Raw genomic sequence first — 17,563 nt, 5'->3', positions numbered from 1 at the left:
AGCAGAGCGGACGTCACCTCCTCCACCTGCCAGGACACGAGTCTCACTACTGATTATGGACCTGGTCGTGCAGGTGCGCCATGGCGACACAGTTGCGGCCCCTGTCCTTTGCCAGATACATGGCCTTGTCGGCGGCGGCACAGAGTGTCGAAGCAGTCTGCCCGTGATCCGGGTAGACCGCAACGCCCACGCTGATGGTCAGAGGCACCGCCTCGCCATTCCCCAACGGCTGCGGCTCTTCCGCCACTTTGCGCCGCAAACGCTCGGCCGTTTCCTGGGCCTCCTCCAGATCCATTTCAGGCAAAACAATCACGAACTCCTCGCCGCCAAACCGACCGATGGAATCGACGCTGCGGACGCTACCCAGCAACAGGCGGCTGATAGCTCTGAGAACCGAGTCACCTGCAGCATGGCCGTAGGTGTCATTCACATCCTTGAAATGGTCGAAATCCACCCAGAGTACCGCCATGGGTCGCTGGTAACGTCGGGCTCTCTGAAGCTCCTCATCCAGCACCCGGGACATTTCCCGCCTGTTCAGAAGACCGGTCAGGGGATCCCGAGTGGCCATTTGCTCAAGCTCTGTCTCCAGCACTTTGCGGTCAGAAATGTCCAGAATGATGCCTTCCAGGTGGAGCGAGCCATCGTCCTCCTGAACGCCTCGTCCCCGCTCCCAGACCCAGATACGACTGCCGTCTTTTCGGGTGACCTCGTATTCCAGGGAAAACGATTCTTCTTTTTCCAGGGCCACTCTGACTTGCTCGAACAGTTGCTGATTAGAAGCGTCGCTAACCAGCGCCGCATAGCTGGTGACCCGGTTGTTGACCAACTCATCGGGCTCATAACCAGTCAGCTTGGTGCATCCCTGGGAGACAAATTTCATTGTCCAGTCGGGATCATACAGGCAGCGATAGGCCATGCCCGGGAGATTGTCCATCAGGATCTGGAGCTGACGCTCGCGCTCACGGAGTGCTTGCCGTTGTCGGTGCTGGAGGTTGAGCAGGGCCCGATCCTTAGTGAGTTGGCGGAGCAACACAGAAAAGAGAATCACCCCGGTTATCAGCACAAAGAAAGAGCCTTTCCAGGTCTGGATGACGGAGAGGGTTTTCGGATCGGGAAACCATGTTTCCGCGAGAGTGTCGGAAAACGCAATCCAGGCAAAGCCGGCGATCAGATAGACCACGGCAGCCCAGCCAGCGCGCCGCAGGGGTGTGCGGTTTTCGTTCAAGCTTTTCATTCCCTGAGATTTCGACGACGAAGGCTCCATGAACACCGCCATCGATGTTTGAATAATTATAATGTACGAAAAATAGTCATAACGGCGCTTTAAGTCGAGCGTCAAATGTCATGCCCGGTAAAATCCACCCGGGAATCGGGTTTTGCCTCCACGCCAGACAGTTGTTGTGATGCCGCTTAGCTGCTTTAATTCCCGGTTTCTGCCGTCTTTCAGGAGCCCAGCATGACGCCTGGCATCAACGCTGCGCGCAAAGCCGCTGTACCCCATACCATTCATGAGTACGACCACGACCCGGCCAGCGAGAGCTATGGCACCGAGGCCGCCGAGAAAACCGGCGTGGATCCCGCCCGCGTCTTCAAAACACTGGTTGTTGCCGTCGACGGCAAGGAGCTGGTGGTTGCCATTGTCCCGGTGAACACCATGCTCAATATGAAGCTCATTGCCCGGGCGGCGCAGGGTAAAAAAGCCGCTATGGCTGACAAGCAGGCGGTTGAACGAACAACCGGCTATGTCCTGGGCGGAGTCAGCCCCCTTGGACAGAAGAAAAAGCTGAAAACCTTTATCGACGACTCAGCCCTGGGCTTCGAGACCATTTTCGTGAGCGCCGGGCGACGAGGCCTGGAGATTGAACTCGCGCCCCGGGACCTGGCAGCACTGGTAAACGGCGGTTTTTTCCCACTCCATCAGGAGTAAGCCTTGAATCACGCCACCGACCTTCTTCTGATCGGCGGGATCATGCTCCTCGCACTTGGCGCTCACACGCTGGGCCAGAGGGTCCATGTCCCCAGGGTAACCCTGCTTCTGCTTGTGGGAGCGCTGGCCGGCCCCTCACTCCTGGATATCATTCCGGTTCGAGTCAGTGACAACTTTCCGCTGGTCACCGAGCTCACCCTCGCCATGGTCGGATTTCTGCTGGGCGAGCGGATGTCGGTGCGCGATCTGAAGGACGGTAGGGAAGCGATTATCGTGAGCCTCGCGGTCACCCTGGTCACCGCGCTGATCATTTTCGTGGTTGTCTGGCTGGTCACCCGAAATCTGACAGCGTCCCTGTTACTGGCTGCCATCGCCACCGCAACGGATCCGGCGGCGACACTGGACGTGATGCGTGAGGCTGGATCCAGGGGGCCACTGACTCGCGTTGTCGCGCAGGTGGTCGCCATCGACGATGCCTGGGGGGCCATCCTGTTCAGTATCCTGCTGGTTTTCGCGGAACTGGTCTCCGGTAATGGGTCGGCAGTTATCGAGTCAATCGGGTTCGGTGTCTATGAGGTGCTGGGTGCCATGATTCTCGGTGTTCTCCTTGGCCTGCCCATGGCCTGGATGACCGGCCGGCTCAAGCCAGGGGAACCCATGCTGCTGGAATCCGCCGGCTTTGTTTTTCTCGCGGCGGGCATAGCCGGGGCGCTGGAACTGTCCTACCTGCTCACCTGTATGGCTCTGGGCGTTACCGTTGCAAACCGCGCCCACCACCACGTACGGCCTTTCCGCTCTATCGAGGGGATCATCGAGCCGTTTCTGGCAACGTTCTTTTTTCTTGCCGGCTTCAGCCTTGAGTGGGACTTGCTGCCCACGCTGGGCCTGCTTGGTGGTGCGTACGTGACTGCACGGATCGCCGGACGGATACTCGGTGGCGCCATGGGTGGTCAGCTTGCCCATTCGAGCCACGCGGTAAAACTGCGCAACGGTGCCTGCCTTCTGCCCCAGGCCGGCGTGGCCATGGGGCTGGCACTGGTGGCCACAGACCGGCTGCCGGAGGTTGCCTTTATTCTGCCTCTGATCATCGGTTCCACCGTTTTCTTCGAGCTGATTGGCCCGCCCATCACGATGTACAACCTCAAGCGAGCCGGCGAAACCGGGAGAGGTTACGAGGAGCCCGCCGACGACGACTGAGGCAGGCACAAAAAAACCGGAGAACCCGCCAGGGTTGTCCGGTTTTTTGAGGGCACCCGGCTGTTAAACCGGATGCTCACAGGCTGACTTACTTCACGGATGCGCGAGCTTCTTCGAGAATCCGGTTCAGCGTGGCGCTCGGCTGCATTACTTCGCAGACCTTCTCCATCGGCGGGTGGTAGTAGCCACCAATATCCGCCGGGTTGCCCTGAACCACCGTCATCTCTTCCAGGATCTTGTCCTTGTTCTCTTCCAGCTGTGCAGACAGCTTGGTGAAGAACTCCTTCAGCTCCTTGTCGCTGTCCTGGTTGGCCAGTTCCTCTGCCCAGTAGCGGGCGAGGTGGAAGTGGGAACCACGGTTGTCGAGCTCGCCGGTAACCCGGGACGGAGACTGGTTGTTTTCCAGCAAACGCTCGGTGGCCTTGTCCAGGGTCTGACCCAGCAGACGCGCGCGCTCGTTGTTCTGCTTCTCGCCCAGCTCGTCCAGGGAGACCGCAGTAGCCAGGAACTCACCCAGGGAGTCCCAGCGCAGGTGGTTTTCCTGGATCAGCTGCTGCACGTGCTTGGGTGCGGAACCGCCGGCACCGGTCTCGTACAGGCCACCGCCGTTGAGCAGCGGAACGATGGACAGCATCTTGGCACTGGTACCCAGCTCGAGGATCGGGAACAGGTCGGTGAGGTAGTCACGCAGTACGTTACCGGTCACGGAGATGGTGTCGAGACCGCGAATCAGGCGCTCCATGGTCCAGCGGATGGCACGAACCGGGGACATGATGCGGATATCCAGACCTTCAGTGTCGTGATCCTTCAGATAGGTGTTCACTTTCTGGATCAGCTGGGCGTCGTGAGCACGCTCGTCGTCCAGCCAGAAAACCGCCGGCATACCGGTGGCACGGGCACGGTTGACCGCCAGCTTGACCCAGTCACGGATCGGCAGGTCCTTGGTCTGGCATGCGCGCCAGATGTCGCCTTTCTCGACGTTGTGCTCGGTCAGCACGGTGCCGTCTTCGGCAACAACGCGAACAACACCGTCTTCCTTGATTTCAAAGGTCTTGTCGTGAGAGCCGTACTCTTCGGCTTTCTGCGCCATGAGACCGACGTTCGGTACGGTCCCCATGGTGGTGGGATCGAAGGCACCGTGGGTCTTACAGAAGTTGATCACTTCCTGGTAGATGGTGGCGTAGGTGGACTCGGGCATAACCGCCTTGGTGTCCTTGAGCTTGTTGTCACGCGCCCACATCTTGCCGGAGTTACGGATCATCGCCGGCATGGAGGCATCAACAATGACGTCGCTCGGAACGTGCAGGTTGGTGATGCCCTTGACGGAATCGACCATGGCGATTTCCGGACGGTGCTCGTAACAGGCGTGCAGGTCTTCCTGGATCTGCTCCTGCTTGGATTCCGGCAGTTGCTTGATCTTCTCGACCACGCTGGACAGACCGTTGTTCGGGTTCACGCCGATCTCGTCGAACAGCTCGCCGTACTTGTCGAACAGATCCTTGTAGAAAACCTTCACCGCGTGACCGAATACGATCGGGTGGGAGATTTTCATCATGGTGGCTTTCACGTGCAGGGAGAACATGACACCGGTGTTCTCGCAATCGGCAATGGCGTCCTCGAAGAACTTCACCAGCGCCTTCTTGCTCATGAACATGCCGTCCAGAACTTCGCCTTCCTGCAGCGGCAGGTCGGACTTCAGAACCGTCTGCTTACCCTGCTTGTTCTCGAACACGATGTTGGCTTTGGTCGCCTTGTCGAGAGTTACGGACTGCTCGCTGGAGTAGAAGTCGCCACCGCGCATGTGGGCCACGTGGGTGCGTGAGGCCGGGCTCCACTCACCCATGGAATGCGGGTATTTGCGGGCAAAAGCCTTTACGGCAGTCGGCGCACGACGGTCGGAGTTGCCTTCACGCAGCACCGGGTTAACGGCACTACCGAGAACCTTGGCATAACGGGACTGAATTTCTTTCTCTTCGTCATTTTCCGGGTTTTCTTTGTATTCCGGAACGTTGTAACCCTGCTCGTTCAGCTCCTTGATCGCGGCCCGCAGCTGGGGAATGGACGCTGAGATATTCGGCAGTTTGATGATGTTGGCGTCCGGGTCCTTGGTGTATTCACCCAGTTCGGCCAGGGCATCCGGAACCCGCTGATCTTCCTCCAGATAATCCGGGAAGTTCGCCAGAATACGCGCCGCGAGAGAGATGTCGCTGGTTTCGAATTCAATACCAGCCGGCTTGGCGTAGGTTTCCAGGATGGGAAGAAGCGACCGTGTTGCGAGGGCTGGCGCCTCGTCGGTCAGTGTGTAGACAATCTTGGCTTTGGATGATGTCATTTTCGTCCTCAGGCTAATGGGTGGGTTCAGGACGGTCATGGCGGGGTCAGGCGTCTTTTGAACGTCCGACCTGAGCAATGACTGATTAGGAACTTTTGATAGGGCTACTAAGATACCATTTTTTCGTTAATTTTGGTTACGATCTTAGTATAAGAACGGACTAAAAATGCCTGATCTTCGGTTACAAGACGATGAAATGGCGGGAATTTACGAAACTTTCTAACATCGACCTGGAGTGGACGCAGGACGGGTGGAGCCTCCCAAAACCCGCTCCTTGCGGCACATCCCTGTGGCGCTTGGGCTCCGCCATCCATGGCTCCGCACAGTTTTGGGAGGCTCCACCCGCCCCGCTGTTGGGCTGTTCAGGCGAGTTCTACGGCAAGAATCCCGCCCGTTTTCAGCGACTTATTGTCAACAAAACCGGCCCTATTCCGGCAATAACCCGACCGCAGACAACCGCTCCCGAATATGGTCCAGGGCCTCGGGGTTGCCCAGGGCATCCCGGTTGTCGGCCTTTTTCGAGCCGTTGATTAACCGGGCCACCGCCAGTTCAACCTTCTTGCCACTGCGGGTGTACGGAATGTCGTTCACCTCCACAATGTGCTTGGGCACGTGCCGTGGGCTGGCGCCTTCGCGGATTCGACTCTTGAGCTGTTTCAGCAGGTCGTCGGTGATTTCCTGGCCGTCGGCCGGAACCACCAGCAGAACCACTTCCACGTCGCCGTCGATCTGGCGGCCGACGACGAGGCTGTCTTTGACCTCGGCCACGGTTTCGACCTGGCGGTAGATTTCCGCGGTACCGATTCGAACGCCGCCCGGGTTCAGGGTGGCGTCAGAGCGGCCATAGATGATAGCCCCGCCGTGTTCGGTGAACTCGATGAAATCACCGTGGGCCCATACGCCCGGGAAGGTGTTGAAGTAGGCGTCGCGGTAGCGCTCGCCATCCGGATCCTGCCAGAAGCTGACGGGCATGGATGGCAGCGGCTGACGGCAGACCAGCTCGCCGCGACCTTCACTGACCGGCTGGCCATCGTCGCCGTAGGCAACCGCGTCGACGCCCAGGAAACGGCACTGGATTTCACCGCGGCGAACAGGCAGCAGTGGCGTTGAACCCACGAAGCAGCCGCAGATGTCCGTGCCACCGGCAATGGAGCCAAGCAGGGCGTCGGGGGCGCCATCGCTGTAAACCCAGTCATAGTCTTCCGGCAACAGCGGTGAGCCGGTGGAAAACACCACTCGCAGCTTGCTCTGATCCAGGGTTTTTGCGGGCTTGAGTTCGCCTTTTCGGCAGCCGGCAATGAACCGGGCGCTGGTTCCGAAGTGGGTGACCTTCTCTTCCGCAACGGTGTCCCACAGGAAGTTCAGGCTCGGGTAACCCGGAGAGCCATCAACGGTGATTACGGCGGCGCCGGTCATCAGGGCGGAGGCCTGCCAGTTCCACATCATCCAGCCACAGGTGGTGAAGTACAGGAACCGGTCTTCGGGGCCAACGTCGCCGTGAAGCATCAGCTCCTTGGCATGATTGACCAGCAGGCCAGCATTGCCGTGCACGATGCACTTGGGTTTGCCCGTGGTGCCGGAGGAATACAGGATATACACCGGATGATCCGGAGGCAGAGGCGTAAAGGAAGGAGCCGTTCCTTCGCCAGCAGCGAGGGCGTTTTCCCAGGTAGTCACCAGATCGCCGGAAATCGGAGCCTCGTCTGGCAGTTGCTGGACACTGACAACCGCCTTGAGCGTTGGCAGGCCGGCAATGAGCTCGGCAAAATCCTGCTGGCGCGCAAACACTTTGCCGCCGTAGCCGTAGCCGTTCACGACGATCAGAGCTGAAGGTTCGATCTGGCCAAAGCGGTCAAGAATCGCGCCGATGCCGAAATCCGGTGACGCGGAACTCCAGATGGCCCCAAGACTTGTAGCGGCCAACATCCCCACCAGGGCTTCATAGCCGTTGGTAACAACACCGGCTACCCGGTCACCCTGTTTGATGCCTTTGCTGCGCAGGAAGGCTTCCAGGGCACCGGCGTCGGCTTTCAGTTCGGCATAGGTGCGACGCAGGACCGGACGGGTTTCACAGTACGCCACGACTGCTTCGCGATCGCGGTGCTCACCATCTGCGAGCCTCAGCAGGTTGGCAGCAAAGTTCAGCTTCATCCCGGGGAACCATTCGGCGCCCGGCATTTCATGCTTGCCCAGTACTTTTTCAGCCGGTGTATCGCAGACAAGACCACAGTAATCCCAGACTTTCTGCCAGAAGGTTTCCAGCTCATCAATGGACCACTGGTGCAGTGCGTGGTAGTCAGCAAACGGGCCGAAGCCCTGCTGCTCCAGCCAGGCCTTGAACTGGCCCATACGGGAATTGGCCAGGGTGTCTTCCGACGGAGACCAGACTACCGGTGATTGTTCTTCATTGCTCATCCATATCTCCTGAATGTTACTGCATATGCCAGCCGTGACTGACCACGATGGACTGGCCAGTCAAAGCCGCAGAGGGGAATGCAGCCAGATGAACGGCCAACTCTGCCACGTCTTCCAGGGTGGTGAATTCCCCGTCCACAGTGTTCTTGAGCATAACTTTACTGATCACTTCCTCTTCGGAAATGCCCAGCTCCTTGGCCTGTTCCGGAATCTGCTTGTCCACCAGGGGCGTGCGCACAAACCCGGGGCAGATGATGTTGCTCCGCACCCCGTGTTCCGCACCTTCCTTCGCCACCGCCCGACACAACCCCAGCATGCCGTGCTTGGCCGCCACATAAGGGGCTTTCAGGGGAGAAGCCTCCAGAGAATGCACCGACCCCATGTAGAGCATGGTGCCACCGCCGCTCTCGTACATGTGCTTGAGTGCCGCGCGAGTCACCAGGAAAGCGCCATCAAGATGCACATTCATGACTTTGCGCCAATCGGAATAAGCCAGTTTGTGCACCGGATCAATGTGCTGGATGCCGGCGTTCGCAATGGCGATGTCCAGACCACCCCACTGTTTAACCACAGAGTTGACGTTTACGTCAACTGCTTCTTCGTCAGTCACATCCATTTCAAGGGCGATGGCAGTGCCGCCGGCCTGCTCGATGGCGTCTACGGTGTCCTGGGCCGCCTCGAGTGTCAGATCAGCCACAGCGACCTTGGCGCCTTCGCGGCCGTAGGCCTCGGCAATGGCCCGGCCGATGCCGCGACCGGCACCGGTAATCAAAGCAATCCGGTTTTCCAGACGCATGGTTATTTTCTCCTTAGTCGTAAGCCACGCTGGGCAGCCAGGTCGCGATTTCCGGTACCACGAACACAATAGCCAGCGCTGCCAGCTGAATAATGATGAACGGTATAACGCCACGGTAGATATCGGTCACCTTGATTTCCGGCGGCGCCACACCCTTGATGTAGAACAGCGCAAATCCGACCGGCGGCGTCAGGAAAGAAGTCTGCAGGCACATGGCAAACAGGATGGTGAACCAGACCAGATCAAAGCCGAGGCTTTGCACAACCGGGGCAACCAGCGGCAGGATGATCAGTGTGATTTCCACCCAGTCCAGGAAAAAGCCGAGCAGGAATACGCCGAACAGAATGGTCAGAACCACACCATAAGGGCCGAACGGCAGACCCAACAGGGCGTCCTCGATCACCTGGTCGCCGCCCAGACCCCGCAGGACAACGGAGAACGCGGTGGCACCCAGGAAGATGGCAAAGATGAACGCGGCGGTGCGCGTCGTCTGCTGCATGGAAGAGTTCAGCACGTTCAGGTTCAGTCGGCCAGACATCAGTGCCAGCAGGAGAGCACCCAGGGCGCCCACACCGGAAGCCTCCGTTGGAGTCGCTATGCCGGCAAAGATGGAACCCAGTACGCCCAGAATCAACGCGGCGGTTGGCACTACGGCCTTTGCCACTTCCCAGACGATGGCCCAGCTCACTTTTTCGGTACCTTCCGGCACCGGCGCAATGTTCGGCTGCAGCATCGGACGGATAATCGCGTAGGCCACGTACATGGCACCCAGCATAAGGCCGGGGAAGAAGGCGCCCATAAACAGGTCACCGACTGACGCCTCGGGAACCGCCAGGCGGTCAGCCATCAGAACCAGCATGATGGAGGGCGGAATCAGAATACCCAGGGTCCCGGTGGCACATGCCGTACCCACCGCAAAGCCCTTGTCGTACTTGTTCTCCATCATTACCGGCAGGGACAACATGCCGAGGAGCACGACGGACGCCCCGATGATACCGGTGGTCGCGGCCAACAGAACGCCGATAACGATGACGGTCACCGCATAGCCGCCGCGAACGGCGCCAAACAGTTTGACCATGCTGTTCATCAGTCGCTCGGCCACACCGGACTGGTCAAGCATGATGCCCATGAATATAAACATGGGCAGGGCCACAAGGGTTTCGCTACTGACCACCTTCCAGATTCGCTCGGGCACAAGCCCCATGGAAGATTGATAATCGAACCACAGATTGGCTCCAAAATTCTCAACGGCGACGACGCCAACGACGGTCCAGATAACCGCGGTGCCGCCCAGTACCCAGGCAACCGGATAGCCGGTCATCAGCAGCGCCCCGAAGGTGAGGAACATGCCGATTACGAATAGGGTTTCAAGCTCCATCAGGACGCATCCTCTTTCTTGGTCTCACCGGACTCGACCCGGATTGGCTTCGGAAAGCCGAAAAGCAAAGCCGTCACTTTCAGCAGACGGGACAGGGCCGCGACGATCAGGAGCCCAAACGACAGCGCCAGAACGCCCTTGAGGATCCAGCGGTAAGGAAGGCCCGCCGGCGCCTGACTGGTCTCACCCTGCTCCCAGGAGCTCACGGCATAGGGAATCATTTCGTAGACCGCCAGCACCAGAAACGGCAGCAGGAGAAATACCAGGCCAAATAGCTCAATCCAGGCCTGGCCTTTGAGCGACAGGCGCTCATGAATGACGTCAACCCTGACATGGTCATCGGTCACCAGGGTGTAACCCAATCCCAACAACCAGCCGGCGCCTGCCAGGTGCCACTGGACCTCTTCAAGCGTTACCGAACCCTGGCCAAAGGCATAACGCCCCACCACCGCGTAGATGATCACGCCGGTAACCACAATCCAGAGCCAGGAGGCACTCTTGCCTATCGCAGAAATCACACCGTCCAGGACCTTGCTCAGCCGGGTGGTCGGAAACTCGGTGTGATGATGAATAAATTGACCGGCGTCCGACGCCGATGCATGCACATCGGGTGGTGAGCCTTTATCAGACACTGTCATACAACAGTTCCTCGTTCAGAAAGCCTGCCGTGAAACAAGGATGGCCCCGCAGGGCCATCCAGACTAAATCGAAGAGCACCGGAATTGCGTCCGGTGCCCAGGGTCAGCCCCGAACCTTAGAGGTCCGCCGGAACATAGGCGCGGGTATCCCAGATCTTGTAGGATTCCATGAACTCCTGCTGGCTTTCATAGACACGCTTGAAGTCGGCATCCTTGGAGGCTTCTTCTTCAAGCACTTCCTGGGTTACTTCGCGCAACTTGAGCAGAACGTCGCGGGGGATCTGGTCAGCCTGAACGCCCTTGTCCTGGAACTCGGCCAGAACCTTGCCGTTCTTGTACTCACCCTCGGCCAGACCACGGGTGGTTGCCGCAGTGCAGGAGGCCTCGACCAGCGCCTTCTGTGCCTCGGTGGCACGTGCCCACTCGTCCTTGTTGATCAGCATGTACTGGGCTGTGAACTGCTGGTGCCAGCCCGGGAACAGGTTGTACTTGACCACCTGGTTGAAGCCGAGGATCTGATCGATGGCTGGCATGGAGAATTCGGTGGCATCGATGGTGCCCTTCTCCAGTGCCTGGTAGAGCTCGCCGCCGGGCATCATGGTGACAGAGGCGCCCAGCTTTTCGAGGACCTTGCCGCCGAGGCCGGCGAAGCGGATCTTCAGGCCTTTGTAGTCTTCCAGTGTTTCGATGGGCTCGGAATACCAGCCGGCAGTCTCGGGCCCAATGATGCCGCACAGCTGTGCGTGAACATTGAAGCCTTTGTTGGCATAGGTTTCCTGCAGCATCTCATGGCCGCCACCGAAGTAATACCAGCCGATGTAGGCAGGCGGCTTCATGCCGAAGGGAACAGCGGCAAACAGGGGAATCGCAGGCACTTTGCCCTGGTCGTAACCGATCCAGGTGTAACCGGCTGAAACCTTGCCGTCTGAGACGGACTGCAGGATGTCGAACGGCGGAACCAGCTTGCCGGGCTCATAGACACGGACCTGGATGCTGCCATCAGAAGCGGTAGTGAGGTTGTCTGCGACCCAGGCAGCGGGAGAACCGAGGCCAGGAAGGTTGGTTGCGAAGGCTACGGGCATTTTCCAGCGCAGATCGTCTGCAAAAGCGGAGCCCGTGGTAAGAGCGATCGCACCGGCCACACCGGTGAGAGCCTTGAGAAGTTTCATTGGCAAGTCTCCTAACTTTGTTGTTTTGTCTGGCCTGGCGGCTTTCAACCAGAAAGGCCTGAACTGAGTATAGTCAGAGAATGCAGGAACAGACGGACAGGGTGATGTTTGGGGTCCAACAGTTAGCGCCAGTCTTGTTCTGTGCATTGTTCTGACGTCCTGCGCCTCGGATATAGCAGACACTATGCCATCTTAATTTTATTGATATAATTCAGTTAGTTATAAAATACGGCCGGGGCAGGCACGGGGAAAAGTGTCCGGAATTTAGGACATCATTAGACGTCAGTCGTAAGGGATTGTACGGATGGGCAGACAGTCGTCCGGATTTCAGGACAACTTGGCCAGTTTCTCGTACAGAACAGATCGGGATATACCCAACAGCTTGGCAGCCCGGGTACGGTTACCACGGCTTGCCACCAGAGCTTCTTCGATCGCCTGGGCCTCTGCCTCGGCGAGTGTCTGGGACAACGGCCTCACCGGTTGCGGCGCCAGAGAAGACACCGGACGTGTCCCGGCTCGGGGCAACACCTTGAAAATCGCGTCGGCATCGAGCAAGCCACCTTCCTCGCCCATGGTCATTGCCCGCTCGAGAACGTTGCGCAACTCACGGATATTGCCCGGCCAATCATAACTGCCCAGCGCCGAGACGCCAGCATCCGTAATCTCACCACGCAACTCCAGCCCCTCGCAGATCTCTTCAAGAAGGGCTTCGCAGAGCACACCGAGATCCGCCAGCCGATCCCTCAAGGGCGGGATGGGTATTTCCAGGACATTAAGGCGGTAATAAAGATCGGAGCGGAAAGTTCCTTCGGAGATCATGACCTCAAGATTTCTGCTGGTGGCAGCAATAACCCGAACATCCACCGAAACCACCTTGTTGGAGCCCAGCGGTTCAATCTCTCCCTCTTGCAGGGCCCGCAGCAGCTTGGCCTGCAGCGGCAACGGCATGTCACCCACTTCGTCGAGAAACAGGGTGCCACCGTTGGCCAGTTGAAACTTGCCTTCCCGGGTGCGGCGATCGGCACCGGTGTAGGCGCCGGGTGCGACGCCAAAGAACTCGGCCTCAAGGAGGTTGTCCGGAATGGCGGCCACGTTCACTCCCACGAACGGTTTCTCCGCACGTCCCGAGACCGTATGAATCGCCTGGGCGAGCACTTCCTTGCCGGTGCCCGTTTCTCCCAGCAGTAGAACCGGCATATCGCGACCGGCCGCCAAGCGCGCGCGACGCTTGACCTCCAGCGCTGCCGGGCTGGCACCAACGAAATCACCGAGGCTGTAGCGAGTACCTCGTGCCTTTTTCGCCAACGCCTTGCGCGCGGCCGCCAGATCCTGGTGGAGCCGACGGTATTTCGACACCAGTGGCGTCAGGGGCTGAAGGTCGTCGTAAAGTACAAAGGCCACGGCACCGACGATTTTTCCGTTGTCGTCGTAGTACGGCAGGCGCGTTACCACCAACTGTTGCTGGTTGTGCTCCATAATGTCCAGCAGCAGGGGTTTACCGGTTTCGACCACTTCGGGCATTCGGGTGTGAGGGATCAGCTGGCGCACCGGTTTGCCGATGATGGTAGACGGATCGCCCAGGCCAAGAAGATGGGAGTAGCTGCTGTTAATCCAGGTAATCCGTGCATCGCAGTCCACGGCGATGGCACCGGCGCTGGCTTCCTCGAACATGGGAAACAGGGCTTCGATCAGGTCTCTGGTCAGGCCACTTTTATTGTTGTCAGAAAACAGCTGTGTCATGTACCGCGCACCAACGGGTCGAATGTCATTCATCTGGATAACCCTCGCACCCGACAGGCCGGGTGCAGTGACGGAAGTATATGGGGCCCCCGGACCGGGGGCAAACGAAGCCGGCCCCGCAACGGGCCGGCGCGTGTCACACTTATTCCGGGATCCGGACCTGGTTGTCAGTAAAGACAATCCGGTCGCCGGCATCCGGCGCGGGATTGATCGCCGGCAGGTTGACCTCCGCCAGCGGTGTTGTGATAGCGCCCCGTGGCACCGTCCGGACTACCTGGCTTGGCGGCAACGCCTGCTTTTCAGTCAGATTCGCCCAGACCAGGTCCAGCGCCTGGAAATAATAGTGGTGCAACGGCACATACCGGTCAGCAACGCCCGGGAACCCATTAAGTACGTCCAGGTGATGCGCGTTCAGAATTTCGTAGTACCGCAGGTTGCTTTTCTTTCCTTCCACTCGCTGGTTCAGGCCAAAATAGGGCCGGGAGGTGTGGTTGATGGGTAGAATCGCATCGGCACGGCCGGTCACGAAAACCGTCGGCTTGCCCTGCAGATCACCCGAGGCACGGACTTCGGCGATACCCTCGGCAATAGCCGTTGCCAGCTCGGCGTCAGAGCCCTGCAGATCAGCTCCGCTGACGGCGTCGCTGCCCTGGGCAAGGCTACGAAGGCACAACAGTGCATCCAGGCCATAGTCCAATTGGTTGGTACTTGGTGAAGCACTGGCAGGGAGATTGGTGGGCTGACCATCGGCACCATCGTAGACGATGTTCACCCCGGCCGACGGCGGAATGCCATTGCTGGCCGAAAATAGTGCCGCCTCTGCAGCGGGCGCCAACTGGGTCACGGCTCCGGCCGAATCGGTTGCCGCCAGGCTGAGCTCACAGACACGATCCTCGACACCGGCGCGACCATAAGCATTGGCATAGGTCATGGAAATACTCTGGGCTACGGCGAGCCCGAAGTGCACCGGCGCCAGCAGATTCTGCTCCGGCTGAATACCAAAGTCCTCGTTCAGGATGCGCAGCGCGTCTGTGGCTCGGTCATCCAGAGTGGCGCCACTCACCAGACCCTTGTTGGCAAGGGAGTTACAGATATTCTCGCCGATTGCAGGGGGATTGAAGGTGGCGTTCAAAGGCGCATCGTCCCGGATCGCCGGCGCCTGGTTGGCACAGCCCTGATAGACGGCAAGGGCCGTGGTGTAATCCAGCAGGCTGCGGCTGTGCTCGGTAATCTCCGGGCCCTCGCCCTGGCGTATGGTGAAGCTTCGGTCCACCTGCGGGTTCACGTTGGGCTCGGACACCGCCACGCCATCGATAAGGCCCTTCGTATCCTGCTCGGCTGCACGCACGGAAGAACCACCACCGTTGGAGACACTGGAGGCAATGACCACGGTGTTTTTGGGTTTGATGGTCAGAAGCGTTTCGCCGTTGCCCAGCTCACGGCCAAACTTCTCGTTCAGCACGTAAAACCCGAATTCGATGGACTGCAGTACATGCTGGCCCCAGTCGGCTTCCGGATTGGCTCTGGAGTGAGCGTGCTTCCAGGCAAACCGATCCGGCCAGGCGCTGTCGAAATCCGCTCGCTGCCCATCGGTCAGGTCGGCACGGAACTGCACTGGTTCGACATCGGAGGTGAGCGTGCCATCAATCCGCTGGGCGGTGTTTGTAGCCAGGTTATGGGAACCTGTTCCTGTGCCCTTGTCGGTGTATACGACAGCACACCCTTTTTTCAGGCCCCACTCGCCGGCCGTACCGATAGCACCGTAGATGCCACGGGAGCCGGAGGACGGCGCCGTGACCATGCAGGGTCGATCCGGGTCAAAGCTATCGGGCACCTGAGCCATCACCGTAACCGGCACGTCGGTTCCGGGCACTGACATGTAGGCAATGAATTCGTCACCCGCAATCAGGCCTTCACCGCTTGCGTTAACCTGCGGACCAAAGAAGGTTCCATAACCGCCTCCGGGGGCGGTATCCACCAGTGCGCGGTAGTTGTTATAGATCGCCAACCGTCGGAGTTCAGCAGCGGTAGGGTTCAAAGGGTCTGCGAATGCAGGCCCGGGCGCACTGGCCAGACCGCTGGCACCCAGGCCCGCAGTAAGCAGGTCATCGGTAATACCGTCGTAGCTGGTCTGACTGATATCGCCCTGAATGAAATCGGGGATTTCGTTAAACGGTGGATTATCCTTGCAGGCTGAGAGGGTCAACCCCGTGGCGCCGATCAGGGCGCAGAGCATTATTCGTTTCATGATCGTTCCTTGTTTGTTGTTGTAAACGAACAGACCAGGCCGCAAGCCGGGCCCCGGGAACGCCATGCGCATCCTGTGCCAACTGGCTATGTCTATGATTTATAAATATTAAATTTACCTCTTACTTGAACCTTAGAGAATAATTCCGGATTTCCGGACAGCCCCGGGGCCGGCAATCATCAAAAAACACGCCTATTGCGAGCCTTGCAGAGATTGTCCTTGAAACCGGACACTGTACTGAATGTCGGACAATGGAGTCTGGATGAGGCAATCCGCCCCGTACCGGCATCCATCAATATCAGTCCGTCGTAGATTTGATGTGAAACCTCAATTCGCCTGAAAAAGGAGAGCCCAGTGCCCGGTTACCGAACAGGGGGCAGACGGGGTGGGTTGGTCGGCGTGATTGGCAGCCTGCTGTTGCTGGCCGGATGCGCGACCCACCACAATGGACCAGAGAACGCGACCTTGCCGGGAGAACAATCCTTTCAGGTAGAGCGCAATTTACAGTTCTCCCCCGATAACTGGCCACAACGACTGTTCGCCGACCTTTACCTGCCCGAAAACGGGGCCTCAGGGCATCGCCATCCGGTGGTCCTGATGGTTCACGGGGGTGGCTGGCAACGACGGTCCCGTGAAGACATGGCCTGGATCGCGGAAGAAGTGGCCAGCCACGGTTTCGCGGTGCTGAACATCGACTACCGGTTTGCACCGGAATACACCTTCCCGGCGCAGCTGCATGATCTCCAGCTCGCCCGCCAGTGGTTGAACGAGCATGCCGACAAATACCGCCTCGACCGCAAGCAAGTCAGCGGTTTCGGGTTTTCATCCGGCGCCCATCTGATTGCCCTGCTGGCCCTGGTGGCAAGCTCCGACAGCGAGCTGAACGAGCCCTACGGCGGGCCGGAGTCCCGGCTGCACGCTGTTGTCGCCGGCGGCTTGCCGTCTGACCTCATGGCGTTCGGTTCGGGCAAGCTGATCCGGCAGTTCCTCGGTGGCGAGCAGCAGGCGATGCCGGACACCTATCGCCGTGCCTCACCGATCAGTCACGTGACGGCCAACGCACCGCCCTTCTTCCTGTTTCACGGCGCCGTGGACATGCTTGTGCCCTTCAGCCAGGCCGAACGTTTCCGGGACGCACTCGCAAGTCATCAGGTATACAGCGAACTCTATGAAATGCATCTGCGAGGACATGTCACCAGCTTTCTCACAGCCGGCGATGCGGTTGACGAGGCAATCGCATTCCTCGACCGAAAGAAAAGCAACTGATTGCCGGGTCGCTATCCGATCCGGATGAACGGCAGCAGGCTCAGGCCCATGATGACCAGAATGGCAATGCAGGCCGCCAGAGTCCGGATTGGCCTCTGCCTAAGCATGAACCAGAAACCGCCGGATTCGCCCCGGGCCAGGTGCTCCTCGTAGGCCTGTCGCTGGGTTTCATAGCGTTGCCTCTGATACTCATCCAGCAGCGCCCTGGCCCTGGCCGCCTCATCGTCGTCGTGCACCCAGAAACCACCCATGCTGATGCCCCAGCGGCTTGGTGGCGTCTCGTAATAGGCTACCTCATGGGCATCAAACAGGGCCCGGATTTCCTCGGCCTCGTCATCGGGTACATGGCGCAGGTTCATCAGATGGTGGGGCATGGACTCTCGTTGTCTGGTATCAGGTGCGGGTATCCCTATATCCTAGCACTAAAGCCCGACGGGGCCCGACAGCCCGAATTCGA

The 17,563-nt window shown here is 59.1% G+C and carries 13 protein-coding genes; 3 read left to right on the top strand and 10 right to left on the bottom strand.

Annotation, left to right across the window (positions count from 1 at the left end):
* Positions 1-46: 46 nt before the first annotated feature.
* Positions 47-1,234: a sensor domain-containing diguanylate cyclase gene (locus tag HP15_RS18800; protein ID WP_108018187.1), complete on the bottom strand. Its 1,188-nt coding sequence runs from the start codon at positions 1,232-1,234 to the stop codon at positions 47-49.
* 222 nt (positions 1,235-1,456) lie between these two features.
* Between HP15_RS18800 and ybaK the strand changes: the two genes are divergently transcribed.
* On the top strand, positions 1,457-1,927 hold the full coding sequence (ybaK, locus tag HP15_RS18795; RefSeq protein ID WP_014578931.1) for a Cys-tRNA(Pro) deacylase: 471 nt from the start codon (positions 1,457-1,459) through the stop codon (positions 1,925-1,927).
* Between the two features lie 3 nt (positions 1,928-1,930).
* Positions 1,931-3,124, top strand: coding sequence for a cation:proton antiporter (locus tag HP15_RS18790; protein WP_014578930.1), 1,194 nt, complete (start codon positions 1,931-1,933; stop codon positions 3,122-3,124).
* Positions 3,125-3,212: 88 nt separating this feature from the next.
* On the opposite strand, the gene HP15_RS18785 is transcribed toward HP15_RS18790, so the two are convergent.
* From HP15_RS18785 to HP15_RS18750, 8 genes are all read right to left on the bottom strand, one after another.
* Positions 3,213-5,456 carry an NADP-dependent isocitrate dehydrogenase gene (locus HP15_RS18785; protein WP_014578929.1) on the bottom strand — a complete coding sequence of 748 codons (2,244 nt, stop codon included), beginning with the start codon at positions 5,454-5,456 and terminating at the stop codon, positions 3,213-3,215.
* A 426-nt stretch (positions 5,457-5,882) separates the two neighbouring features.
* On the bottom strand, positions 5,883-7,871 hold the full coding sequence (locus tag HP15_RS18780; protein WP_014578928.1) for an acetoacetate--CoA ligase: 1,989 nt from the start codon (positions 7,869-7,871) through the stop codon (positions 5,883-5,885).
* Between the two features lie 16 nt (positions 7,872-7,887).
* Positions 7,888-8,667: a 3-hydroxybutyrate dehydrogenase gene (locus HP15_RS18775; RefSeq protein ID WP_014578927.1), complete on the bottom strand. Its 780-nt coding sequence runs from the start codon at positions 8,665-8,667 to the stop codon at positions 7,888-7,890.
* A gap of 13 nt (positions 8,668-8,680) precedes the next feature.
* Positions 8,681-10,045, bottom strand: a complete 1,365-nt coding sequence (locus tag HP15_RS18770; protein ID WP_014578926.1) for a TRAP transporter large permease — start codon at positions 10,043-10,045, stop codon at positions 8,681-8,683.
* Positions 10,045-10,683 (bottom strand): TRAP transporter small permease subunit, encoded by a 639-nt coding sequence (locus HP15_RS18765; protein WP_014578925.1) that lies wholly within the window; start codon positions 10,681-10,683, stop codon positions 10,045-10,047. The genes HP15_RS18770 and HP15_RS18765 overlap by 1 nt, the downstream gene beginning before the upstream one ends.
* Before the next feature lie 116 nt (positions 10,684-10,799).
* Complete coding sequence (locus HP15_RS18760) at positions 10,800-11,852, bottom strand: TRAP transporter substrate-binding protein (RefSeq protein WP_041645879.1); 1,053 nt, start codon at positions 11,850-11,852, stop codon at positions 10,800-10,802.
* A 327-nt stretch (positions 11,853-12,179) separates the two neighbouring features.
* Positions 12,180-13,592, bottom strand: coding sequence for a sigma-54 interaction domain-containing protein (locus tag HP15_RS18755; RefSeq protein WP_014578922.1), 1,413 nt, complete (start codon positions 13,590-13,592; stop codon positions 12,180-12,182).
* A 142-nt stretch (positions 13,593-13,734) separates the two neighbouring features.
* Positions 13,735-15,840, bottom strand: coding sequence for a 3-hydroxybutyrate oligomer hydrolase family protein (locus HP15_RS18750; protein WP_041646439.1), 2,106 nt, complete (start codon positions 15,838-15,840; stop codon positions 13,735-13,737).
* Between the two features lie 354 nt (positions 15,841-16,194).
* Between HP15_RS18750 and HP15_RS18745 the strand changes: the two genes are divergently transcribed.
* A complete protein-coding gene (locus tag HP15_RS18745; RefSeq protein ID WP_049784504.1) occupies positions 16,195-17,106 on the top strand; it encodes an alpha/beta hydrolase in 912 nt (303 codons plus the stop codon).
* A gap of 11 nt (positions 17,107-17,117) precedes the next feature.
* On the opposite strand, the gene HP15_RS18740 is transcribed toward HP15_RS18745, so the two are convergent.
* Complete coding sequence (locus HP15_RS18740; RefSeq protein WP_008176755.1) at positions 17,118-17,480, bottom strand: DUF6164 family protein; 363 nt, start codon at positions 17,478-17,480, stop codon at positions 17,118-17,120.
* Between the last annotated feature and the right edge of the window lie 83 nt (positions 17,481-17,563).

This window comes from Marinobacter adhaerens HP15, assembly GCF_000166295.1.
In the GTDB taxonomy this organism is placed as follows: Bacteria; Pseudomonadota; Gammaproteobacteria; order Pseudomonadales; family Oleiphilaceae; genus Marinobacter; species Marinobacter adhaerens.
The sequence above is the reverse complement of the archived record's forward strand: the minus strand, read 5'-3'. Positions and strand labels throughout refer to the sequence as shown.

Excerpts from the sequence above, each read along its gene's own strand:
- HP15_RS18775 (WP_014578927.1), bottom strand. The coding sequence starts at position 8,667 with ATGCGTCTGGAAAACCGGATTGCTTTGATTACCGGTGCCGGTCGCGGC.
- HP15_RS18785 (WP_014578929.1), bottom strand. The coding sequence starts at position 5,456 with ATGACATCATCCAAAGCCAAGATTGTCTACACACTGACCGACGAGGCG.
- HP15_RS18800 (WP_108018187.1), bottom strand. The coding sequence starts at position 1,234 with ATGAAAAGCTTGAACGAAAACCGCACACCCCTGCGGCGCGCTGGCTGG.
- HP15_RS18780 (WP_014578928.1), bottom strand. The coding sequence starts at position 7,871 with ATGAGCAATGAAGAACAATCACCGGTAGTCTGGTCTCCGTCGGAAGAC.
- HP15_RS18755 (WP_014578922.1), bottom strand. The coding sequence starts at position 13,592 with ATGACACAGCTGTTTTCTGACAACAATAAAAGTGGCCTGACCAGAGAC.
- HP15_RS18760 (WP_041645879.1), bottom strand. The coding sequence starts at position 11,852 with ATGAAACTTCTCAAGGCTCTCACCGGTGTGGCCGGTGCGATCGCTCTT.
- HP15_RS18765 (WP_014578925.1), bottom strand. The coding sequence starts at position 10,683 with ATGACAGTGTCTGATAAAGGCTCACCACCCGATGTGCATGCATCGGCG.
- HP15_RS18750 (WP_041646439.1), bottom strand. The coding sequence starts at position 15,840 with ATGAAACGAATAATGCTCTGCGCCCTGATCGGCGCCACGGGGTTGACC.
- HP15_RS18770 (WP_014578926.1), bottom strand. The coding sequence starts at position 10,045 with ATGGAGCTTGAAACCCTATTCGTAATCGGCATGTTCCTCACCTTCGGG.
- ybaK (WP_014578931.1), top strand. The coding sequence starts at position 1,457 with ATGACGCCTGGCATCAACGCTGCGCGCAAAGCCGCTGTACCCCATACC.
- HP15_RS18740 (WP_008176755.1), bottom strand. The coding sequence starts at position 17,480 with ATGCCCCACCATCTGATGAACCTGCGCCATGTACCCGATGACGAGGCC.